Consider the following 23,845-nt stretch of genomic DNA (forward strand, 5'->3'; position numbering starts at 1 on the left):
GCGTTGCCGACTGCCAGAACCGCAAGGCTGCCAGCGCTGCCGGGCAGTGCCTGGCAGCGGCTGGCGCACACTCAGCGCGTGGCCGCTTCGGGCTTGCGCACGCGTTTGGCCGGCGCCGGCTTGGTCGCGGTGTCCGGAAACAGGTTCAACAGCATCAAGGTGACGCCGTTGGTCCAGCCGAAGCCGTCCTGCAGTGCGTATTCGCCACCGCCACCGCCGGCCGCATCGGCTTCCAGGCCGTATTTTTCGACCAGCTTGTGCTCGCGCGCGAACAGCGCCTGCACCTGGGTGAGGAAGCGCTCGCCGATGGTGCGCGCCAGCGCGTCTTCGCCGTAACGGCGCAGGCCGTCCACCGCCACCCATTGCAGCGGTGCCCAGCCATTGGGCTCGTCCCACTGCTGGCCGGTCTTCACTGCGGTGGTGGCCAGGCCACCGGGGCGTAGCAAGCGCGCGCGCACGGTGCTGGCGGTGCGTTTGGCGTGCGCGTCGGTTGCCAGGCCGGTGAACAGCGGATACAGCGCCGCGGCGGTGACCTGGTCGCTGAGCTTGCGGGTCTGCCAGTCGTAGTCGGCGTAGTAACCGGCCGCGTTCCACAGGTGCGCATCGATGGCCTGCTTGCGGCGCAGTGCCAGCGCCGCATAGTCCTGCGTGCATTCGGCGCCCGGCTGCGCACAGGCCTGGGCCAGGGTGCGCTCCAGGTGATACAGCAGGCTGTTCAGGTCGATCGGCACGATGGCGGTGGTGCGGATGGTGCGCAGGTTCTGCCCATCGGCCAGCCAGCGGCTGGTGTAGTCCCAGCCGCTCTCGGCACCGGCGCGCAGGTCGCGGTAGACCTCGGCGGCCGGGCGGTCGCCGGCCTCGGCGGCGGTGCGGGTGTCATGCAGCCAGGCTTCCGGGCGCGGAGTGTCGCGCTCGTCCCAGTAGCGGTTGAGCAGGCTGCCGTCGGCCAGGCGCACCACATGGCGAGCGGCCTGGCCGGGCTGCAGGTCTTCGCTGCCCTGCATCCAGTAGGCGTATTCCTTCTGCAGCTGCGGCAGGTAGCGCTGGTAGACCGCTTCGCCTTCCACGCCGGCCTGCAGTTCCACCATGTAGGAGAAGAACGGCGGCTGCGAGCGGCTCAGGTAGTAGCTGCGATTGCCGTTGGGGATATGCCCGTAGGTGTCGATCAGGTAGGCGAAGTTGTCCAGCATCTGGCGGCTGAGCGCGGTCTCGCCGCTCTTCACAAGGCCCAGCATGGTGAAGTAGGAATCCCAGTAATACACCTCGCGGAAGCGTCCGCCCGGCACCACGTACGGATGCGGCAGCGCCAGCAGGCTGCTGTATGGCGGCACGTGGGTCTGGCTGCGCACCAGCTTGGGCCACAGTTCGTCGATGTGTTCGCGCAGCGCAGTGTCCTGGCGGATCGCGTCGGTCTGCACCGGCGGCGACTCTTCGAAATTGGCGTCCACGAACTTGCGCAGGTCAAAGCCGGGGTGATCGTGCTGCGCCAGATAGTCGGCGTTGATCAGCGCCGGGTCGCGCAGCGGCAGGAAGTCGACGAAGTGCTTCTGGTCGTCGAACAGCTCGCCGCTCTGCACCGCCTGGAACAGTTCCGGGTAGGCCAGGTCGGGCGTGGGCGGTGTGGCCGCCGGTGCGTTGACGACCGGAGTGTCCATGGGCGCGGCGGTCAGCGTGCAGGGCGCCACGAACATGCTCAGCGACAGGCCAAGCAGCGACGTGCAGCACGGGGGCGCGGCAGAACTCATGGCATCTCCAGAACGGGCAGTGACGTGCGGCATGGTAAACGACCGAAGTGGCGGGCGGGGCCGGACGACGGTGTCGGCAGGCCGACAGGCTTCGCACGGAGACGACTGGATTCAGCAAGGTGATCCGGCGCGGTGCTGCAGGTGGTTGCGCGGGTTGCGTTGCCGATTCAGGCCTATCGGCCCGGATCGAGGCAGCTTGAGCCGCGTGCGGACCGCGTCGGATTGCCGACATCGCTGCAAGATGCGCGCCACAGCGCGCGGCGGGTGGCACTGCCTGTGCACGGCAGCCGGCGTACGTGGAATGGCCCGCGGCAGTTCGGCCTTGCTCGCCTGACCAATTGCAGCGCCGCGTGGACGCACCCGGTGGCACGCCGAACAAAGTCAGGCGGCTTGCTGTCCTTATGCGTCAGCCTCGGCGCGGGCGACCGGTCTGCAACAAACGCTGCAGCTGCAGCGCGTTGGGCACCGCCAGCCCGGCGGCGGTATTGTCGAAGATCACCCAGCGTTCTGCCTGCGGGTGCGCTGCGTTGCGCACCGCGTCGGCCAGTGTCTGCAGCGCACTGTCGTCGTAGCTGCTGTAGTAGATGCGCGGTGCGCCATGCCAGCGCCAGTACTGCGGGCCGGCTGTCGCACCCGGTGTGGCGGCGTCCGGCACCGGCGCCGGATCGGCGGCGCAGCGTGCGATGCGGTGGCGCGCCAGCAGCGCCTGTGCCTGCGGGAGAAACCAGCTGGCATGGCGCGGTTCGCAGACCACGCCGCCGTCCCAGCGCCGCCGCAGCATGGCGAAAAACCTGGCCGCCACCGGCGCATCGAACACAGCGCTGGGCGGCAGTTGCAGCAGCAGGCAGCCCAATCGCGTGCCCAGCGCACCGGCCTGGGCGAGGAAGGCATCCAGCAACGGACCCACACCCTGCAGGCGTGCATCGTGGCTGATGCTGCGCGGCAGCTTGACCGAAAAGCGGAAATCCTCCGGCACGCTGTCGGCCCAGCGTGCGTAGGTACTGGCACGGTGCGGACGATGGAACGAGGAGTTGATTTCCACCGCATCAAAACGTGTGGCGTAGCGCTGCAAGACGCTGGCACCATCGCCGAATGCAGCGCGGTCGGCGGCCGGAATCGACCAGCCTGCGCAGCCACAGCGCACGCGCGGCACGGCGATGGATGAACGAGCCTGCATGAGGTGTACGCAAGACGGGTGGGCAGCACTCTATGCATGCGCGCGTGTCAGCGTTGCGTGTGCACTGCGCTCACGGCCGACTCACCGACGACTTCGATACTGGGCGCATGCCAGAAGGTCCTTCCCTTGTCATCCTGCGCGAGCAGACCGAAGCGTTTGTCGGCCGCAAGATCCTGCGCGTGTCCGGCAACAGCAAGCAGGACATCGCCCGGCTGGAGCAGCAAAAGGTGCTGGCGTTACGCAGCTGGGGCAAGCACTTCCTGATCGAGTGCGCGCAGTTCAGCGTGCGCATCCACTTTCTGTTGTTCGGCAGTTATCGCATCGACGAAGACAAGCCGAATGCGGTGCCGCGTCTGCGCCTGGAGTTTTCCAAGGGCCAGCGGTTGAATTTCTACGCCTGCTCGGTGCAGTTCATCGAGCGCCCGCTGGATGAGGTCTACGACTGGACGGCGGATGTCATGAACCCGCTCTGGGATGGCGCGCAGGCACGGCGCAAGTTGCGCGCCGCACCCGGCATGTTGGCCGCCGATGCATTGCTGGACCAGACCATCTTTGCCGGCGTCGGCAACATCATCAAGAACGAAGTGCTGCATCGCATACGTGTGCATCCGGAAAGCACGGTGGGCGCATTGCCGGCGCGCAAGCTCGGCGAGCTGGTTACCCAGGCGCGCGACTATAGCTTCGACTTCTACACCTGGAAAAAGGCCTTCGTGCTGAAAAAGCATTATCAGGTGCATACCAAAACCAGCTGCCCGCGCGACGGCGCGCCGCTGCAGTATCGAAAGCACCTGGGCAAGGCCGGGCGGCGGGCGTTTTTCTGCGAGGTCTGCCAGCGGCTGTACCGCCCGGAGGATGGCTGAGCATGTGCGGCCCGCACCCTGGCCAGTCGGCATCGACCGGATGTGGGGCGAACGACCGCCGGCACAGCATGCAGGATCCATACCGCCGGGGCAGGGCTGTGCCCGGCGGCAAGCAGGGAGAGTCGGCCGCCACGCTCGCTAATGTGAATGGCGGCTGGCGCCTGCGGCCCAAACAACGAATTTCAAACGCGCGCAAACGCCACGCCCGCTAGATTTGCGCGTCCTGCACCGGGTTCACGGTGCGGCGTGCGCATCTCTCATCTCATCGGTCTCCCGCATTGTGATTACCCGCAGGAAGGAAACGCTTGTCCCGCATGTCGCCGCTGTCGCATGCACGGGCGCCATCCTGTTCTTTCTTGCCTGTCTATTGCTGTATATGCCGCCGCCACGCGACACGGTGCGACACGACGACAGTTTGCAGGTGTATTTCGTGCCGCGCCCGCAGTTGACGCTGCCGGCGCCGGTGACACCGCCGCAACAGCGCGATTCCACACCGCGCGCTGCGCCGGCCGCGGCCTCTTCCGCGCGCAGTGCGCCACCGCCGACACGTACCCCACCGCCGCAGCGGCAGGTGGCTGCCGCCAACGCGCCCGCTGGCGAATCGATGGCGGCCCAGCTCTACACCCGCGAAGGCCGCTTGCGCATGCCACGCGATGCGCAGGTCGACCCGATGGCGCAGGCCGGCGCCGCGGTGCCGCCGGGCATGGCCGACGAACGCGCGCAGGCCAAGGCGCGCAACGTGATGGAACGAGTCAATCCGGTGCAGTACCAGGACACGCGCTTTGCCAAGGACTGGAAGAGCGACGGCACGCTGGGCGATGTGGCGATGCAGGAAATGAATCGCGGCATGAAGAAGTTCAACGACATGCTCAACGGGCCGCAGACGCAGGTGGCCAAGGCGCGACCACCGCCGGATGTGCGCTTCAACCCCGCGCTGGCGGGCAATCAGGCCGAGATGGGCAGCGAGGCGACCGGCGATGCCTACAAGGCCGCGCCGATCGCGCACGAGACGCCGCCCGATCTCAAGGGCGAAGCCAGCCGCCGCATCCGCGAGGCGCTGGCCGCGCTGGAGCAGCGCAGCGCGCGTTGCGATGCGTCCAAACGCAAATCCCTGTTGTCGCCGGTACGCGCGCACCTGGGCGATCTGGAGCGTGCCGAGCATGCCTTGAACAACGGCGCCGACCCGGTGATGGCCGCACAGATGCTGCCGCGCCAGGCCGACAGCGCCTACGATCTGGCCCGCCGCGCGCTGTGGTACGCGGACCGCCAGTTGAAGCAGTGTGCGATTGGGTGAGTGGTGCAGTGACTGCGTTGGGTGCAGCTGACCAGGAGTGGCGGGCAACCCCGCTCTAAGGCTGTCTCGATGGCGGCAACGTATCGCCACACTCGCAGCGTTGACGCGTAACGGCGAGTGAGTCGAGTGCGCGGTGCCCTTACCGCTTGCGGGACACGCCGTGAAACCGTCCGTGGAGGCTCCTCGGCGGCATCCATACCGCCAAGGGTCCCGCAACCTGCAAGGACACCGCATTAGAAAGTTGGTCGGCGGCCAAGTGAAAACCTGGTTGTTGCTCGGCTTGCGATGGAAGATTTTCGGCCGCACGACAATCCGAACAACGCGTAGCAAGCACTGCTCTTGCCGTGCACACCGACCATCCCGACAGGTCCTTGCCTGCTCACCGTCGCGGGACCTTACGCGGCATGGATGCCGCGTAAGAGCCTACACGGACGTACTTGCGGCGTGTCCTGCGATGGTGAGCGGGCAAGGGCCCTGCAGCCAAGCCGCGGATCCGCAGCTCTGCACCCGACTCACCCACACCGCTCAATCACCTGGTCGCCGCGCGAAGTGGAAGTGGACGAGCGGCGCTTCGCGCCACCTTCTCCCGGTGGGAGAAGGGAAGCGTCCCGACAGGAATTGGAGAAGTAAGGCGGTCTCGTCAGATATCGGGAATAGACCCCCCTCCCGCCGGGGCGAGAAGGCGCGGCTTTCGCAGCAAGGGCGCGTGTGCCCTGGAGCGCCCGCGACGCAAGTGCGGTTGGAGGCGCGCAGCGGGAGTTGTGAGGGCAGGTTTATGAAACGGCGGATCAGCCGGCAGCCGGACTGCCGCCCCGCGCTACATCAGGCGCTGAGCCCGTCCTGCGCCAGACTCTGCCGATAGCGGTCTTTCTCGACACTCAGCGCGACTTCCGCACGCAGGAACACCTGCCCGATCGGCTCGTCGCCACGGGTTGCCTGCGCCTGGCCAATCAGCACGGTCAGCCCGTGCGCATGCTGCTGCTGGGCGATGTCGCGCAGGCGCTGCAGCTTCTGTTCGGCATTGGGATCGCGCAGTACGGCGATGAATTCGGCGCTGTCGGTCACGCGGTCCACGCTGTCGCCGTTGGCTTGCGCCTGCGCGGCCAGGGCCTGGTCGAGCTGTTGCAAGGCGCGACCCAGGAGCCGCTCGCTCTGTTTTTCAGCCAGCGCGGCCAGTTCCTGCACTTCCAGGATCACCAGGTAATAGCCGGTGTCGGCGGCGGCCGGAGCGGCAACCGGTGCCACCGGCTGCAGGATCGCCTCGCGCTCGAGCTGCAACTCGCGCTTGCGCTCGTCCAGCAGGCGCATGGTGACGCGTGCCAATGCCTGCAGCCCGGTGCGTTGAATGTCGGTGAGCGTGCGCGGCTCGGTGTCGAGCACGCAGACGGTGCCCAATGCCACACCGTCGGAGGTAACCAGCGGCATGCCGGCATAGAAGCGCGCGCCGGTCTCGCCGGTGACCACAGAGACATCGGCAAAACGGCTGTCCTGGGTGAGGTCGCGCACTTCCATCAATTGCTCGGGGCTGCGGATGGCGTGATCGCACACTGCCTGGCTGCGGTCGGTCTGCTGCATGCCCAGGCCGAGCTGGGCCTTGAACCATTGGCGGTCGCGATCGACCAGCGACATCAGTGCGATTGGTGTGTTGCACAGCGAGGCCGCCACCTGCACCACGTCCTGGTAGGTGTCCTCGGGCAGGCTGTCGACGATGCGATAGCCGTCCAGTACCTGTTGGCGGGAGGCTTCGTCAGCCAGGGGCATTTGCTTCATCGAATAAGCCAGGCAAGCGCGAGCGAGAAAGATGTAACGATACCGGCACCGCCGATAACGCGGCGTGGATTTGCCATGCGCCCGAGCACGGCCTGCAGGGCGGATTCAGATCCGCATCCCCGCCGCGCTGCGCAGGCTAGGGGACATGCAACCGGCGGACTGAAGCGCCGGCGCGAGATTTCAAACCCGAGTGCGATGCCTGCGCATTGCACGCAGGAACCGGGGACTCATCCGCACACGCACCATTGCGTACCGCGCATATGGAAACGGCGCGGCTCGAAAGCCGCGCCGTCGGTGTGCGACTGACCAGCCTCAGCGCTTGACCGGCTTGCCGTCCACGTCCAGCACTTGCACCTCACCCAGCTTGAGCGCACGCACCGGGGCTTCGATCTTCTTCAGGTCGCCCACGATCACCCAGGTCATCGCGTTGGGCGCGATGATTTCCTTGATGGCCTTCTGCGCGGCCGGCTGGTCGATCGCTTCCAGGCGTGGCTTGAGCGTCTGCACGTAATCGTCGGGGCGGTCGAACTGCACGATGCCTTCGATCGCACCCAGCACCGCGCCGGTGGTTTCGAAGCTGCCGGGCAGGGCGCGGATGCGCTGGTTCTTGATCTTCTCGATCTCGTCGGTGGTCAGCGGCTTGTCGCCGATGATCGCGGTGGCTTCCTTGAGGATCTCGTTGGCCGACTCGGCGGTCTTGTCGGTCTGCACCGGCGCGGAGAACATGTACGGCCGCTGGCCCTGCGCATCCAGCATGCGGGTGCCGGCGCCGTAGGCCCAGCGCTTGTTCTCGCGCAGGTTCATGTTCAGGCGCGAGGTGAAGGTGCCGCCGAAGGCGCCGTTGGCCACGCCGATCGCCAGGTTGTCCGGCGCCTTGGTGGACGGTGCGAGCAGGCCGGCCAGAATCACCGACTGCGGCGCATCCGGGCGGTTGATCAGGTACACGCGCGGCTTGGGCTGCGCGGCGACCTGGACCAGGTTCTTCTTCGGCAACGGCGTGGCAGGTGCCTTCCAGTCACCGAAGGCGGCATCGAGCTGCGGGATGATCTGCGCCAGCGTGGTGTCGCCGGCCACCAGGATGCGCAGGTTGTCCGGACGCAGCCACTGGCGGTGGAAGGCCTGCAGGTCCTGGGCGTTGAGGCTCTTGATCGCCGCTTCGGTGCCGCTGCCGGTGAGCGGGATGCCGTAGGGGTGGTTCTGGCCGAACAGCAACGGCGGCAGCGCACGCAGCGCCAGGCTGTTGGGCTGGGTCTTTTCCTGCGCAATGCCGGCCAGCCACTGGCCGCGGATGCGCTCGATGTCGGCAGCCTTGAAGGCCGGATTGCGCACGATGTCGGAGAACAGCTGCAGCGACGGCTGCAGCTGGTCGTTGAGCGCATCCAGCGAGGCGCTGCAGCTGTCCAGATCGCAGCCGACCGCCGTGATCGCGCCCAGGCGCTGGCGACGCTGCGCCACTTCCACCGAATCCAGCGCGGCGGTGCTCTCGTTCATCAGCGCGGCGCTGAAGCTGGCGGTCCCGAGCTTGTTGCCCTGGTCGGCCGCATACCCGGCATCGAACAGCAGTTCCACCTGGGTGACCGGGATGGTGTGGCGCTCGGCCAGGATCACCTCGACGCCGTTCTTCAACTTGCCGCGCTGCAGCTGCGGGAAGCTCAGGTCGGGGAACTGGCTGGTCTGCGGCACGCCCTTGCTGCGGTCCAGCGTGGAGGCGGTGGTTTTGTACTTGCCGGCGGCCGGCAGCCTGGGCGCCGGCTTGCCGGGTTCTTCGCCACGCGCAACCACTGCCTTGTCTTCGGCGGCGGGGTCGAAATCCTTGCCGGCCGGCAGCACGGTGAGCAGATAGTCGCCCTTGCCGAACCAGGTGGCGGCGGTCTGCTTGACGCTGTCCACGGTGGCGGCCTGGCCGCGCTGCAGATCCTGCTTGTAGGCGCCCGGGTCGCCGCGGTAGACCTGGCCCTCGGCCAGGATCACCGCCTTGCCACCGAAGCCGCCGACCTTTTCCAGCCCGCGCACGAAGCCGGCGCGGTAGGCCACCTGCGCGCGCTGCAGCTCGTCGGCGGTCGGGCCCTGGGCGATGAACTTCTTGAGCTCCTCGTCGATGATCGCCTCGACCTTGGCCGGGTCCACGCCGTCCTTCACGTCGGCCTGGATCTGCACCTGGCTGGACAGCGCGAACGGCTGGATCGCCGCCGACACGTCATCGACCAGATTGTCCTGGTAGACCAGGCGCTGATACAGCCGCGAGGTCTTGCCGCCGCCGAGCACGGTGGTGGCCAGGTCCAGCTGGATCGCCGCATCGCTGCCCAGCTGCGGCGCGGCCCAGGTGCGGTAGATGCGCGGCTGCGAGACGTGGTCGTGCTGCACGCCACGCTTCTGCGCGGCCAGCGGGGTCACCCACGGCTGCTGGCGCGCCACCGGCTTGCCGGACGGGATGTCGCCGAAATACTGCAGCGCCTTGGCACGCGCCTGCGCCACGGTGATGTCGCCGGCCAGCACCAGGGTGGTGTTGGCGGCGCCGTAGTTGTCGTTGAACCACTGTTTGACGTCGGCCAGCGAGGCCGCGTCCAGATCTTCCATCGAGCCGATGGTGTCGTGCTGGTACGGGTGGTTGGCCGGGAACAGGTTGGACAGGATGTTCTGGTCCACGCGGCCGTAGGGGCGGTTCTCGCCCTGGCGCTTCTCGTTCTGTACCACGCCGCGCTGGGTGTCGAGTTCTTCCTGGCCGATCGCGCCGAGCAGGTGGCCCATGCGGTCCGATTCCAGCCACAGCGCGGTGTCCAGCGCGGTGGTCGGCACGGTCTCAAAATAGTTGGTGCGGTCAAACCAGGTGGTGCCGTTCATGTCGGTGGTGCCGACCTTTTCCAGCGGCGCGAAGAAGCTGCCCTTGTTGTTCTCCGAGCCGGAGAACATCAGGTGCTCGAACAGGTGCGCAAAGCCGGTCTTGCCGGCCGGCTCGTCGCCGGAGCCGATGTGGTACCAGATGCTTACCGCCACCACCGGCGCCTTGTGGTCTTCGTGCACCACCACGGTCAGGCCGTTGGGCAGGGTGAAGCGGGTGTAGCCGATCTCGGGAATGGCACTGCTGGCCGCGGGCTTGGACAGGCTGGCCGGGGCGGCAGCGACGGCGGGAGCAATGGTACCGGCAGCGACGCCGAGCAAACCGGCGATCAACAGGGACAGCGGACGCAGCATGTGACACTCCAGGGCAGGACAATCGGCCGAGGGTAGTGGCTGCCTGTCGGCGTCGCAAATGCTGTCCGGCAGGGGGGGCAGGTGCGGCTGCCGGCAGGACGGCGCGCGACGGGACGCCCGGGCCGGCGCTGGTCAGGCGCAGCAACCGCAACATGCCCCCCAGCGCGCCGCAGGTGGTTCCCATCCGGCACGGGCGTGATGGCGTGGCGGGTGCAGATGGCCGGTGTGCGGTATGCACCAGGCCCGGTGGGGCGATCGATTGCGCAGGCCCGGCACGTGCCCGGTCGTGTTTGGAGCCTTCCAACATCCCCATGCCGGCAGATCTGCGGGCGGGCTCGGCACCGGCACGCTGACCATCAGCAAGCAGGCCCGGCCGCACGCGCTCAAGTTGATCATCGCCTCGCCGTTACCTGGGGCGACCTACCTTGCCCAGACGTTGCCCGCCGATCACGCTATGACCCTTCTGTTGCCGCCCGTGCCGATTCCTGCCGACGACGCCCTGCGTGTGGAGGCGGTGCGTCGGTTGGGGGTGCTGGATACCGAGCCGGAAGCCGAATTCGACGATATCGCTTGGCTGGCCGCCAACATCACCGGCGCCCCGATGGCGCTGGTGTCGCTGCTGGACGCCGACCGCCAGTGGTTCAAGGCGCGTTGCGGCACCGATCTGGAAGGCACCCCGCGCAGCGCGTCGTTCTGCTCGTATGCGGTGATGGGGACCGAGCTGCTGGAGATCCCCGACGCCGAGGCCGACCCGCGCTTTGCGCTCAACCCGCTGGTCACTGCCGCGCCGGGCATCCGCTCGTATGTGGGCGTGCCGCTGGTCGGCCGCGAAGGCTATGCCTACGGCACCTTGTGCACGCTCAGCACCCGCTCGCGCGTGCTCGACGAGAACCAGAAGCAAGGCCTGATCCGTCTGGCGCGCCAGGCTGTCAGTCAACTGGAGGCGCGTCGCGACCGGCTGGCCGCGCAAGCGCAACGGCAGACCCTGAGCCGTTTGCTGGAGGCCATGCCCGACGGCGTGGTGTCCTGCGACAGCGACGGGCTGCTGCATGAATTCAACCACGCCGCCCGGCAATGGCACGGCACCGATCCGCGCCTGTTACCGCCGACGCAATGGGCGCAGCACTTCGATCTCTACAACGCCGACGGCAGTGCGCTGCTGCCCACGGAGGCCATCCCGCTGGTGCGCGCCTGGGCCGGCGAGCATGTGCGCAATGCCGAGATGGTCATCCGCGCCACCGGCCAGCCGGCACGCAGCGTGCTGTGCAATGCAGACCCGGTGGTCAGCGATCAGGGCGCGGCATTGGGTGCGGTCTGCGTGATGCACGACATCACCCAGCTGCGCGATGCCTCAGCTGCGCTGGCGGGCGAGCGCGCACGCCTGCAGTCGCTGGTGGACGCCTCGCAGGATGTGGCGATCATCGCGTTCGACCCGAACGGGCGCATCAAATTGTTCAATCCCGGCGCCGAGCGCCTGCTCGGCTACACGGCGGACGAGGTGTTGGGCCGCTGCCCGGCGCAGTTCCATCTGCCGGCCGAGCTGGAGCGGCACATGGCCACGCTGGCGTTGTCGCCGCCGTCGTATCTCAAGCTGGCCGCCGCTGCCGCAGGCGACCTGCTCGAAGAAGAACTCTGGACCCTGGTGCGCAAGGACGGCGGGCTGCGGCGCGTACGCCTGTGTTTCAACATCATCCACGACGCGCAGCAGGGGGTGTCCGGCTACCTGGCAATGGCCATCGACGTCACCGCCGAGCTGCAGGCGCAGGCCGCCGCGCAGCTGGCGGCCGAGCACTTCCGCGGTGCGTTCGAAACCGCCCCGCAGGGCATGGCGATCGTCTCGCTGGATGGCGACTGGCGCGACGTCAACCCGTCGCTGTGCAGCATCCTGGGATACCCGCGCGAGCAGCTGTTGCGGACCACTTTCCAGACCATCACCCATCCGGACGATCTGGACATGGACCTGCGCCTGGTGCAGGAACTGATCGACGGCAAACGCGACAGTTACAGCCTGGCCAAGCGCTACATCAGCCAGCAGGGCGCGGTGATCTGGGCGCAGCTGTCGGTGTCGCTGGTGCGCGACAGCAGCGGCGCGCCGGTGCATTTCGTCTCGCAGATCCAGGACGTCACCGAACGCCATGTCGCCGCCGAACGCCTGGCCGAAAGCGAAGCGCGGCTGCGTGCGATCAGCGACGCCACCCCCACCCTGGTGGGACATTACGATGCTGCGCAGCGTTGCCTGTTCGCCAACCAGGCGCATCGCGACTGGCTAGGCGTGGAGCCGGCCAGTCTGGTCGGCTGCGCGATCACCCAGGTACTGGGCGAGGACCTCGGTGCGGAGGCGCGCGCTGCGCTGGCGCAGGTGAGCGCCGGGCAGCGCGCCCACTTCGAACACGTCCTGCGTGGCGGCGCGACACCGCGTGATGTGGAAATCACCCTGGTGCCGGAAACACAGGGCGCAGCGGCGCAGGCGCAGGGATTCTTCCTGATGGCGCAGGATGTCACCGCGCACAAGACCCTGCATCGGCTGATGCACGAGCGCGCGACCCGCGACGCCCTGACCGGCCTGCCCAATCGCCACGCCTGGTCCGAGGCGCTGCAGGTTGCGGTGACCCAGGCGCAACAGCAGCAGTGCGCGGTCGCGGTGATGTTCCTGGATCTGGACGGCTTCAAACGCATCAACGACGTCCACGGCCACCGCGCCGGCGACGCGGTACTGGTCGCCTTCGGCCGCTGCCTGCAGCAGGCGGCCGAAGGCCGCTATCTGGTGGCACGCCTGGCCGGCGACGAATTCGTGGTGTTGCTGGACAACCTGCAGGATCCGCAGACCGAATGCGCCGCCGTGGCAGACCGGATCCGCGCCGCATCGGCGGCGGGCGCCGTGTTCGGTGAGCAACATCTGCCAATCCGGTCCAGCATCGGCGTCGCCTGGCAACACGGCCAGCAGGCCGACGCCGCCAGCCTGATGCACGCGGCAGACGAAGCGATGTACGCCGTCAAACGCGCCCGCCACGGCAACGACAGCGCCGGCCGCGACGCCACGCGCTGACGCAGCGCATGCAGCAACACGCCTTTCTCCCAACAGGAGAAGGCCCCGCAGGGCGAGCAAGGCGACGACTTACCCATAACCCCGCGTCAATCAGAGCACTCCCTTCTCCCACCGGGAGAAGGTGCCCGCAGGGCGGATGAGGGTACGGCTGACCCAGAAACCCACGTCAATCGCATCGATGATGTTCACCACCCGCGATGTTGAGATCCATTATCTCGGTCGTCTGGAGATGTGATGCAGGGAATGGATGCATCGATTGCAGAGCGATGATCTGCGGCTCGGCTGCAAGGCCCTTGCTCACCCACCCTCGCAGGACACGCCGCAAGTACGTCCGTGTAGGCTCTTACGCGGCATCCATGCCGCGTAAGGTCCCGCGACGGTGGGCGGGCAAGGACCCATCGAGATGGTCGGTGTGCATGGCACAAGCGATGTGCTGTAAGCGCTGCTCGGATAATTGCGCGTCCGGTCATTTTCCAAACGTAAGCCGGCGAGCTTTTCAAGAAAGCAGCCGACCAACTCTCTGGCGCGGTGTCCTTGCCGATTGCGGGACCCTTGGCGGCATGGATGCCGCCAAGGAGCCTCCAGGGACGGATTTACGGCGTGTCCCGCGAGCGGTTAGGGCATCGCGCGCTCGACTCACCGAGCGTTTGACTTAAGTATCTAATCACGCCTCAACGCTGCCGCGAGTCGAAGCCTTGGTTGCTCTACGCATTGCGCTTTGACTGGCGTGGACAATACGGATAGCTCAGTTGCAGCGCGGAGGATCTGTGACCTCGCTGCAGGGCCCTTGCCCGCCCACCATCGCAGGACACGCCGCAAGTACGTCCTTGTAGGCTCTTACGCGGCATCCATGCCGCGTAAGGTCCCGCGACGGTGAGCGGGCAAGGACCAGTTGAGATGGTCGGTGTGCATGGTTGCGAGCCGTGCGCCTTGCACGGTTGTCCGATGACCTGCGGTCTGATCAGCCTCTTTTGATCTGATGACGCGCTTGTTCTGATGCAGATGCGGCTTTCGGGGGCACCCTTACCCGAATCCCCGCTCCGCGCCCCAGCCCGCGTTTGCGTCACGCGCGCCAGTGGCGCGCATGCCGTGCTTTCGCGCTCGAAGGGGGAGGCGCTCTATATCCATCCATCAAGCCGCCTGTACCACCGAGCGCCGTTGCGTCAGCGCAGCCTGTTCCGGCACCAATCGGAACACTGCCACTGCGTGGGTCAGATCCGCCGCCTGGTCTTCCATGCTGCGTGCCGCAGCGGTGGCTTCTTCCACCAGCGCCGCGTTCTGTTGGGTCATTTCATCCAGCTGCATCACCGTGGTGCTGACCTGCTCGATGCCGGCGCTTTGCTCGGTGCTGGCGGCGGTGATCTCGGCCATGATGTCGGTCACCCGCTGCACCGAGCTGACCACCTCGGTCATCGTGCTGCCGGCCTGTTGCACCAGGTCCGAGCCCTGCGCCACCTTTTCCACCGAATCGGAGATCAGCTGCTTGATCTCCTTGGCGGCGCCGGCCGAACGCTGCGCCAGCGCGCGCACTTCGGTGGCCACCACCGCAAATCCGCGGCCCTGCTCGCCGGCGCGTGCCGCTTCCACCGCCGCGTTCAAGGCCAGGATGTTGGTCTGGAACGCGATGCCGTCGATCACCCCGATGATGTCGGAAATCCGTGCCGACGATTGCGTGATTGCCTGCATGGTGCTGACCACTTCCTGCACCACGCGGCCGCCGCTTTCTGCCACTTCGCCGGTGCCCTTGACCAGCTGATTGGCCTGGCGCGCGTTGTCGGCGTTCTGGCGCACGGTGGAGGTGAGTTCCTCCATCGACGCGGCGGTTTCTTCCAGGTTCGCCGCCTGGTGCTCGGTGCGCGTGGACAGGTCGGCATTGCCGCTGGCGATCTCGCCGGCGGCGGTGTTGATCATCTCGGCCGAGTGCTGGATGCCCTGCACGATGGTGGTCAGCTGGATCGCCGTGCGGTTGGCCGCATTGGCCAGGCGGCCGAATGCGCCCTCGTAATGCGATTCCACCCGCTGTGACAGATCGCCATCGGCAATCGCGGCCATGATGCGGCCGACATCGTCCAGACCTGCATCGGCCTGCTGCATCAGGCGGTTCAATGCCTGCACCATTTCGGCGAATGCGAACTGGTAGCGCGACTGCTCGCCGCGTGCGGAGAAATCGCCGCGCGCGGCCGCGTCGGCCAGGCGTGCGATATCGCTGTTGATCGCCGACAGATTGCTCTTCACCGTGTCCAGCGCTTCGTGCAGCGCCGCGCGCTGGCCGGGCAGGCGACGCATGTCGCGGCGCAGATCGCCGCGGCCGTACTCGCCCATCAGGTCCATCGCCTCGTTGATGGCATCCAGATGCTCGAACACCACCGTGTTCACGCCATGCGCCAGGGTGCCGTAATCGCCGGGGAAATCCTCCGGAATGCGGTGCGCGATGTTCTCGCCCTGCTGCAGGCGGATCATGGTCTGCATCTCGCCGTTGAAGCGCTGCAACTGGGTCTGCATCTGCTGCATGCTGTGCATCAGCTGGCCGGTTTCGTCGCGCGACTCGACCCGGATATCGTTGTCGAAGCGGCCCGAAGCGATCGCCTCTGCGGTGCGCGATGCTGCCCGCAGCGGTGCCGCCATCGCCGAGGCGATCAACCAGCACAGGCCGATCACCATCGCCACCAAGGCGCCGCCGATCAGGGTCAGGGTGCGGGTGAAGCCCCAGGCCTGCACCTGGATGTCTTCGGCGTACACGCCCATCACCAATACCCAGTTCCAGGCCGGAAAGGTCTTGGCATAGCTGATCTTGGGCAGCTGCTCCTGCTTGCCCGGCTTGGGCGCGTTGTAATAACTGAAGCCGTTGCCGCGCTCGATCGCCGTCTTGATGTCGCGATAGACGTACTGCCCGGCATCGCTCTTGTAGTCGCTCATGTCGGTGCCGACGGCGCGCTTGGGATGCATCAGGATGCGCATCTGCGGGTCGACGATGAAGAAGTAATCCACCCCGTCGTTGGTGCGCATGTCGGCCAGCGTGGTGCGTGCAGCTTCCTTGGCCTGCTCGACCGTCAGTTCGCCGGCCTTGGCCTTGTCTGCGTAGTGCTGCATCACGGTAAGGCCCATCTCCACCTCGGTCTTGACGCTGAGCTTGCGCGCCTCGATCAGGTCCAGATATTGCAAGCGGGCCGCAGCCACTGCCAGCAGGATCACGCCCACCGTCAACAAGCTGCACAACAGCACGAACTTGCGGGTGAGCGGGAGATTGGCAACGTGACGACGCAACAGGGAGACAACAGGCATGGCAATGGCATCCAGAACGCGCGCAGGGCGCTATGTCATGAATAGCGGCTGATTCACATGCGGGTTGAATGCTAATTGCGGCAGCGTCCGCTTGCGACGGATGCAATATAGGAGCGCCCTTGGGCGCGATGGGGCGTTATCGATAACGCTTCATCGCGCCCGGGGGCGCTCCTACAAAGTCATGGGCATCGATCCAGCGATCGATGGGTGACGCGACATTGGTGACTTGCAGACTGTCGGCAGCTTGCAAGGTAATGGCGGACACGCACTGCGTGCCCGCCTTATTGCATCAGCCTGTCGCGCAGAAGCCGAATTCGGCCGTCGCACCTGCGGCCAGGGTGCGGTTGAAGTCAACGCCGCTGGCCTTGAGCGTGCTGCCGCTCTGCGACCAGGTGACGTTCCAGGCGTTGTTGACGGTGCCGGTGACCGGTAGCGAGATCGCCCAGGTGCCGCTGGCGGTGCCGGTGTTGGTGACCTGCACGCGATTGCAGTAGCCACCGTTCCACTGGCTGTCCACGCTCACCTTGGTGCTGAAGCTGCCGCTGGGTGTCGGTGTCGGTGTCGGCGTCGGAGTTGGCGTGGGAGTCGGAGTGGGAGTAGGTGTGGGCGTCGGCGTCGGCGTGGTGCTGCTCACCGTGCCCCACAGCGTCCGCAGCAGCGTCATCTTGTCTTCGCGCACGCTGGTCCAGTCGTCGCGCAGGATGCCGCCAGTGTCGCCGCTGTTGGGATTCCACGACCAGTAGAAGCCCTCGTTGATGCCCTTGCTGCGCAGGTACTTCACCAGCGCGTCCTGCCAGACCTTGTCGCGTGCGTCGCCTTCGCCGTACTTGCCGCCGAATTCGCCCAGCAGCAGCGCATACGTGCCGGCAAACTGGCCGAAGTGGCGGTCCCAGATCGCCGGCATGTTGTTGGGGAAGTTGCTGTCGTTGAAGTACGCCTGCGCGTACACGTCCGGCCCGTACACATGCGGCGCCAGCAGCAGCCGGTTGGCCGGAATGTTCAGCGGCGTGCAGGCCAGCGGCTGCAGGTTGCCGCCCCAGAAGATGCCGCCGTTGGTGGAGCAGACCGGATTGTCGGTAATGCCTTCCACCGCGATGATCCATTTCGGTGCCACCGCCAGCACTGCGGCCGAGCCGCGCTCGGCGGCCTTGTTCCAGTCGGTGGCCGCGTTGCCGGTGCCCCAGGTGGCGGCACCGTGCGGTTCGTTCTTCAGGTCCAGGCCGATCACGCTGGGCACGTTCTTGTAGCGGTTGGCGACAAAGCGCAGATCGTCCAGCCACTGCGCTTCGGAGTACGAGCCGGTGTACCAGAGCTCGGAGATGGCAGCGCAATCGGGGGTGTGGTGATCCAGCAGCACATACATGCCGCGCGCGTTGAATTCGTTGATCACCTTGTCCAGGATCTGCAGCGAGCTCAGGCCCTGCAGATCGGCATTGAGGCTGTAATCGATGCTGGTCGGCATCGTGCTGCTGCGCAGGGTGGCCGGGCAGAACGGCAGACGCACGGCGTTGAAGCCCAGGCCCTGCATCTGGTTGATCATGTCCTTCCAGTTGCGTGCCCACAGACCGTGCATGACATGGTTGCCGGTCTCGAAGCCGAACACGTTGACGCCCTTGAGCTGGACCACCTTGCCGCTGTCGTCGACAATCTTGTTGTTGCTGATGGAGTAGCTGAAGGCCGGTGCGGCGGCGAGCGCCAGCGCGGTGGCCAGTGCGAGCGTACTGGCAGTCCTGAAAATGGACATGGTGATCTCCCTAGCGAACCCGGCTCGACACCCGAACCCGGTGAGGGGGGCATCTTGGTCCGCGGCTACATTGTTTGGCGTGATCCGGACCACAGAAAGGCGCATTGCCGCACCGGTCACACGCTGGCTGCGGGCCGGGTCGCTTTCGCGCACACTATCGCCGCTGTCGCCTGTCCGCAGGCTGTCCTTTCTGTCCCCGGAGTGTCTTCCAATGTCCTTTCTGCGTGCCGAACTGGCGCAATGGCGCGCCTCGCCTGCGCGCGAACTGATGGCCGGTGCGGTCGCTACCTTTGCGCTGATTCCCGAAGTGATCGCCTTTGCGTTCGTGGCCGGCGTTGACCCGCAAGTGGGGTTGTTCGCGTCGTTCGTGATCGGGATTGTCATCGCGTTCTTCGGCGGCCGCCCGGCGATGATTTCCGCTGCGGCCGGGTCGGTGGCCCTGGTGGCCGCACCGCTGGTGGCCGCGCACGGCTTGCCCTATCTGCTGGCGGCCGGGCTACTGGCCGGTGCGGTGCAGATCCTATTCGGTTTGCTGCGGCTGGGCGTGCTGATGCGCTTTGTCAGCAGTTCGGTGCGCACCGGCTTCGTCAATGCGCTGGCGGTGCTGATCTTCGCCGCGCAGCTGCCGCATCTGCAGCACGCCAACCTGGCCACCTGGGGCATGTTGGCGTTGGGCCTGCTCATCATCTACGGCCTGCCGCGGCTGCCGCTGCCGGGCGTGTCGGCAATCCCTTCGCCGCTGCTGTGCATCCTGGTGCTGACGGTGCTGGGCTCAGCGTTGCACCTGCCGCTGGAGACGGTGGCCGACCTGGGCAAGCTGCCCAACGCGCTGCCGGTCCTGCAATGGCCGGCGGTGCCGCTGACGCTGGAGACCTTGCGCATCATCGCCCTGCCGGCGCTGGCCATCGCGATGGTGGGGCTGCTCGAATCGCTGATGACCGCACGCGTGGTCGACGAACTCACCGACACCCCGAGCAACAAGAACCGCGAGTGCACCGGGCTGGGACTGGCCAATACCGCTGCCAGCCTGTTCGGCGGCATCGCCGGCTGCGGCATGATCGGGCAGACCGTGGGCAACGTGAAATACGGCGGGCGGGGCCGTCTCTCCACGCTGTTCGCCGGGGTGTTCCTGCTGATCCTGATGGTGCTGCTCAAGCCGTGGGTCTCGCAGGTGCCGGTGATCGCGTTGGTGGCGATCATGGTGATGGTCTCGGCCGAGACCTTTGACTGGCGTTCGCTGCGCACCGTGGTCACCCATCCGCGCACCTCCAGCGTGGTGATGCTGGCCACCGTGGCGGTGACCCTGGTCACCCGCAACCTGGCCGCCGGGGTGGCGGTGGGCGTGGTACTGAGCGGGGTGTTCTTCACCTTCAAGGTGGCCGGGCTGCTGCAGATCACGCACAGCGACGGCGACGATGGCGCGCGCACCTACCACGTGCGCGGGCAGGTGTTCTTCGCCTCGGCCGACGTGTTCATCGACGCCTTCGACGCGCGCCAGGTGCCCGGCCGCGCGGTGGTGATCGATGTCAGCCGCGCGCATTTCTGGGACATCACCGCGGTGGCGGCGCTGGACAAGGTGGTGCAGCGGCTGCGCCATCATGCGCTGGATGTCCAGGTCAAGGGACTGAATGCCGGCAGCCGGCGCCTGATGCAGGCGCACGCGCTGGGCGACGATGCGCTGGAGTCCGCACTGCCGTAAGCGCGCTGGTGCGCCGGCCGGTTGTGCGCCTGCACATCCGTGTACGCCGGCTGGCCGCTCGCTGCGCCGGCCGGCGGGCGGACTCAAGTTCGCGCGTGCAGCGCCGATGAACCGGCATCGAGATTGCCGGTAACCCGTCGTGATGCCAGTGCGTTCCAGCCCGAGAGGTGTGCCCGCGTGCCGTGACCGGCGCTGCGGGCCTGCGTCTGCCCGCGGGATGGTGCGGCAATGACCACGGCACCGTTGCTGGAACGCATGGTGGACCTGACCGCCATCCGCGATGCCGATCTACTCGACCTCAGCCTGTTGCGCACCATGCGCGAGGTCTGCGCGTCCGAGGAATTGTCGTTGCTGCGCATCGCGCCGGATGGCCGCACCATGGCCGAAACGCGGCTGCGCGAGGATGGCCGGCTGTCGCTGACGGTGGCCGACATCCACGACGCGCAGATGCGCGCGCAACTGGCCGACCTGCATGGGCCGGGCGATGTGGTGCAGTTGCAGCAGGACGGCCGCGCGCTGCTGGTGTACCCGATGATGGAGGCACGCGGCATCCGCACCTGCCTGCGCGTGGGCGGCTCGCGCGCACCCGGCGCCGCCGAACAGGTGATGCTGCAGGGCTTTGCGCGCTTCTTCCAGAATTACCGCAGCCTGCTCGACGATGCCCAGCGCGATGCGTTGACCGGCCTGCGCAACCGCAAGACCTTCGACGATGTGATCCTGCGCCTGTTCGCCGGTGGTGCGGATGCAGCGGCCAGCGAAGGCGTGTGGCTGGGGATCGTGGACATCGATCACTTCAAGCGCGTCAACGACAGCTTCGGCCACCTGTACGGCGACGAGGTGCTGTTGCTGGTTGCGCAGTTGATGCAGCGCTGCTTCCGCCAGGACGATCTGCTGTTCCGCTTCGGCGGGGAAGAGTTCGTGATCGTGTTGCGCGGCGTGGACCGCGACATCGCGGTGAGTCTGTTCGAGCGCTTCCGCGTGGCGGTGGCCGAGCAGGTGTTTCCGCAGGTCGGCAAGGTCACGCTCAGTACCGGCATCGTCGAGCTCACCGACGGCCAGTTGATCAGCCAGTTGCTCGACGAGGCCGACAAGGCGCTGTACTGGGCGAAGCAGCACGGCCGCAATCGCACTGAGGTCTACGCCGAACTGGTGGCCAGCGGAAGGATGCAGCAGGTCGCCCAGCAGGTCGGCAGCGTCGATCTGTTCTGAGCGGCAGTGGCGTTCGGCGGCGGTGCTGCGGCATAGACCGCCGCAGCCTTTAGCTGTTTGACGGCATCCAGCGCCGTGAGGCGCAAAGTGGATGCCGTGCCAGGTGGCAGCGCCATGTGCTGCGCCGCGCCGCATCGCTAGCTGGCCCTATCGATCAATGCTGCGTCGCTGCCGAGGCACGTCGTGCCAGCGCGACGGCATGCATCGTTCGCTGCCGTGCACACCCGATCGAACGCCGCAGTAGCTACACTCCAGGGCTGTTCTGACACTACCTGGGTGCTGCAGTGAAGCGAGTTGTTACCAAACGCGTTGCAATGGGAATGCTAGCGATGGCGGTCTCGACCGCACTGATGGCGGCGACGCCGAGCTTCGATGGCACGCGCATCTCGCGCGACGTCAAGGAGCTGGCTTCCGATGCCTATGAAGGCCGTGGCCCGGCCACCGCCGGCGAGGAAAAGACCATTGCCTACCTGAGCAAGCAGTTTGCCGACGCCGGCCTGCAGCCGGGCGGCGACCTGACCGACGGCAAGCGCGCCTGGACCCAGGCGGTGCCGCTGCGCCGCGCCGATATCGTCGGCACGCCGACCATCGCCCTGCAGCATGCCGGCAAGCCGCAGGCGCTGACCCAGGGCAAGCAGATCGCCATCCGCGCCGCGCTGGACGGCTCGTCCAAGGTCGACATCGCCAACGCACCGTTGGTGTTCGTCGGCTACGGCGTCAAGGCGCCGGAGCGCGACTGGGACGACTTCAAGGGCGTGGACCTGAAGGGCAAGATCGCGGTGGTGCTGATCAACGACCCGGATTTCGAAACCGGCAAGGGCGCCTTCGACGGCGCCGGCATGACCTACTACGGCCGCTGGACCTACAAGTACGAAGAAGGCGCCCGCCAGGGCGCGCTCGGCGTGCTGGTTGTGCACGAAACCGCGCCCGCCTCCTACGGCTGGGACACCGTGGCCAGCTCCAACACCAACACCATGTTCGACGTGGTGCGCGACAACCCGCGTGCCGCGCATCCCACCCTGGAAGGCTGGATCCAGCGCGATCTGGCCGCCGACCTGTTCAAGCAGGCCGGGCTGGATTTCGACACCTTGAAGAAGCAGGCGCAGACGCGCGGCTTCAAGCCGGTCGAACTCAAGGGCCAGGGGCTGAGCGCCAGCTACCAGGTCAAATCCGACGTGATCACCTCGCACAACGTGGTCGCACGCCTGCAAGGCAGCACGCATCCGGATGAAACGCTGATCTACAGCGCGCATTGGGACCACATCGGCGTCGGCAAGCCGGACGCACGCGGCGACACCATCTTCAACGGCGCGCTGGACAACGCCAGCGGCACCGCCGCACTGCTGGAGCTGGCGCGCGGCTTTGCCGCCGGCCCCAAGCCGCAGCGCTCGGTGGTGTTCCTGGCGGTCACCGCCGAGGAAAAAGGCCTACTGGGCTCGGAGTTCTACGCCTCCAAGCCGCTGTATCCGCTGGACACGACCGTGGCGGTGATCAACATGGACGGCATGAGCCCGTTCGTGCCATCGCGCGATTTCGGCATCTACGGCACCGCAAAACTCGAATTGCTCGATCAGCTCAAGACCGTCGCCGGCCAGTGGAAGCTGCGCTACACGCCCGATCCCAAGCCGCAGGCGGGGTACTTCTTCCGCTCGGACCATTTCTCCTTCGCCAAGCGTGGCGTGCCGGCGCTGTCGTATGCGGCCGGGCAGGATTGGGAAGTGGGCGGCGTGGCCGCGGGCAAGGCCGCCTCCGACGACTACACCGCCAAGCGCTATCACCAGCAGGGCGACGAGTGGAAGCCGGACTGGACCTTCGCCGGTGCCGCGCGCGATCTGGGCGTGCTATACGCGCTGGGCCAGCAGCTGGCCGATTCGCGCCAGTGGCCGAACTGGAGCAACGATTCGGAGTTCCGCGCCACGCGCGATGCCAGCGAGGCTGCGCGCAAGTAACACCGGCCGCTATGGCGGCAGCGCTTCCGTCAGGCGGCGCTGCTGCTGTTCGATGCGGCATGTGCGATGTGCGCATGTGCCGCCTCCGGACAGGGAGGGCGCCAGAGCGGCTGATCTGGCGCCTGGCTGCAGGGCCCTTGCCGCCCACCATCGCGGGACACGCCGCAAGTACGTCCCTGTAGGCTCTTACGCGGCATCCATGCCGCGTAAGGGCCCGCGACGGTAGGCGGGCAAGGACCATCGGAGATGGCCGGTGGGCATGGTGCAAGCAATGCACGATGCATTTAACGATGCGGCTCAACGCCGATGTCCATCGCTCGACCAACAGCTTTTCACCTGGCCACCGACCAACTCCCTGGTGCGGTGTCCTTGCCGGCGATTACAGGCGCAACGCAGCCTTCGTGTACTGCGCCGACGTGGGCCAGGCCCGACATCGCTTATTCCGATACACCATGACGCGCGGCAGAAGGCCTCGGACCCGCTCAGCCCCACCGCCGTGATCGCGCGCGCCAACAGGCTGGCGCTGCAACCGATTGCAGGTCCTGGCACATCACTTGGAGTTGTCTGACATGACAGTGAGGTTTGCCGCCCGTGACAGCACGCGCGCCAGACTGCAATCTGTTGGGGTAGCGTTCGGTCGCTGCGGCGTAGTCTGCCGCGCGGTCCTCGTCGGGTGGGGCGAAGACTGCAGCGCGGCCTTCGTTTCCTTTAACGGTCGATTCTTTAAGATGAGCCGCGACGTCATCGTCGCAGCCAGGAGAGCTTGTGCATCGGAGTGGTCTTAGAGCTGCCAATTCTGCGACGTGGTCCCGCACTGCCGGGCTCGCCCGGACCGCGGTGCATGCGGCGACGTCGCCACGCGTAGCGGGGAGGGATCT

The 23,845-nt window shown here is 66.8% G+C and carries 12 protein-coding genes; 6 read left to right on the forward strand and 6 right to left on the reverse strand.

Annotation, left to right across the window (positions count from 1 at the left end; all coding sequences use genetic code 11):
• Positions 1 to 71 precede the first annotated feature (71 nt).
• Together treA and ABQY64_RS03480 are read right to left on the reverse strand one after the other, a co-directional pair.
• Positions 72 to 1,745 carry an alpha,alpha-trehalase TreA gene (treA, locus tag ABQY64_RS03475; RefSeq protein WP_349779694.1) on the reverse strand — a complete coding sequence of 558 codons (1,674 nt, stop codon included), beginning with the start codon at positions 1,743 to 1,745 and terminating at the stop codon, positions 72 to 74.
• A gap of 406 nt (positions 1,746 to 2,151) precedes the next feature.
• A complete protein-coding gene (locus tag ABQY64_RS03480) occupies positions 2,152 to 2,922 on the reverse strand; it encodes a DUF72 domain-containing protein (RefSeq protein WP_349779693.1) in 771 nt (256 codons plus the stop codon).
• A gap of 107 nt (positions 2,923 to 3,029) precedes the next feature.
• Here ABQY64_RS03480 and ABQY64_RS03485 point away from each other — a divergent pair, with 107 nt between their 5' ends.
• Positions 3,030 to 3,782, forward strand: coding sequence for a DNA-formamidopyrimidine glycosylase family protein (locus ABQY64_RS03485; RefSeq protein ID WP_102252437.1), 753 nt, complete (start codon positions 3,030 to 3,032; stop codon positions 3,780 to 3,782).
• A gap of 280 nt (positions 3,783 to 4,062) precedes the next feature.
• Complete coding sequence (locus ABQY64_RS03490) at positions 4,063 to 5,076, forward strand: hypothetical protein (protein WP_349779692.1); 1,014 nt, start codon at positions 4,063 to 4,065, stop codon at positions 5,074 to 5,076.
• 822 nt (positions 5,077 to 5,898) lie between these two features.
• Here the strand turns inward: ABQY64_RS03490 and ABQY64_RS03495 are convergent.
• On the reverse strand, positions 5,899 to 6,846 hold the full coding sequence (locus ABQY64_RS03495) for a GAF domain-containing protein (protein WP_024937799.1): 948 nt from the start codon (positions 6,844 to 6,846) through the stop codon (positions 5,899 to 5,901).
• A gap of 312 nt (positions 6,847 to 7,158) precedes the next feature.
• Positions 7,159 to 10,038, reverse strand: a complete 2,880-nt coding sequence (locus tag ABQY64_RS03500; protein ID WP_349779691.1) for a pitrilysin family protein — start codon at positions 10,036 to 10,038, stop codon at positions 7,159 to 7,161.
• A gap of 349 nt (positions 10,039 to 10,387) precedes the next feature.
• Here ABQY64_RS03500 and ABQY64_RS03505 point away from each other — a divergent pair, with 349 nt between their 5' ends.
• Complete coding sequence (locus ABQY64_RS03505; protein ID WP_374151356.1) at positions 10,388 to 13,084, forward strand: PAS domain S-box protein; 2,697 nt, start codon at positions 10,388 to 10,390, stop codon at positions 13,082 to 13,084.
• Positions 13,085 to 14,215: 1,131 nt separating this feature from the next.
• Here ABQY64_RS03505 and ABQY64_RS03510 read toward each other — a convergent pair.
• On the reverse strand, positions 14,216 to 16,348 hold the full coding sequence (locus ABQY64_RS03510; RefSeq protein WP_349779809.1) for a methyl-accepting chemotaxis protein: 2,133 nt from the start codon (positions 16,346 to 16,348) through the stop codon (positions 14,216 to 14,218).
• A gap of 307 nt (positions 16,349 to 16,655) precedes the next feature.
• Positions 16,656 to 18,110: a cellulase family glycosylhydrolase gene (locus ABQY64_RS03515; protein WP_349779690.1), complete on the reverse strand. Its 1,455-nt coding sequence runs from the start codon at positions 18,108 to 18,110 to the stop codon at positions 16,656 to 16,658.
• Between the two features lie 211 nt (positions 18,111 to 18,321).
• Between ABQY64_RS03515 and ABQY64_RS03520 the strand changes: the two genes are divergently transcribed.
• From ABQY64_RS03520 to ABQY64_RS03530, 3 genes are all read left to right on the forward strand, one after another.
• Entirely contained in the window at positions 18,322 to 19,809 is a 1,488-nt protein-coding gene (locus tag ABQY64_RS03520) for a SulP family inorganic anion transporter (RefSeq protein WP_349779689.1), read from the forward strand.
• 228 nt (positions 19,810 to 20,037) lie between these two features.
• Entirely contained in the window at positions 20,038 to 21,018 is a 981-nt protein-coding gene (locus ABQY64_RS03525; RefSeq protein WP_039530996.1) for a diguanylate cyclase, read from the forward strand.
• A gap of 320 nt (positions 21,019 to 21,338) precedes the next feature.
• Positions 21,339 to 22,967, forward strand: a complete 1,629-nt coding sequence (locus ABQY64_RS03530) for a M28 family metallopeptidase (protein ID WP_349779808.1) — start codon at positions 21,339 to 21,341, stop codon at positions 22,965 to 22,967.
• The last annotated feature ends 878 nt before the right edge of the window (positions 22,968 to 23,845 follow it).

Origin of the sequence: Xanthomonas sp. WHRI 7065 (assembly GCF_040203115.2) — a bacterium.
In the GTDB taxonomy this organism is placed as follows: domain Bacteria; phylum Pseudomonadota; class Gammaproteobacteria; order Xanthomonadales; family Xanthomonadaceae; genus Xanthomonas; species Xanthomonas arboricola.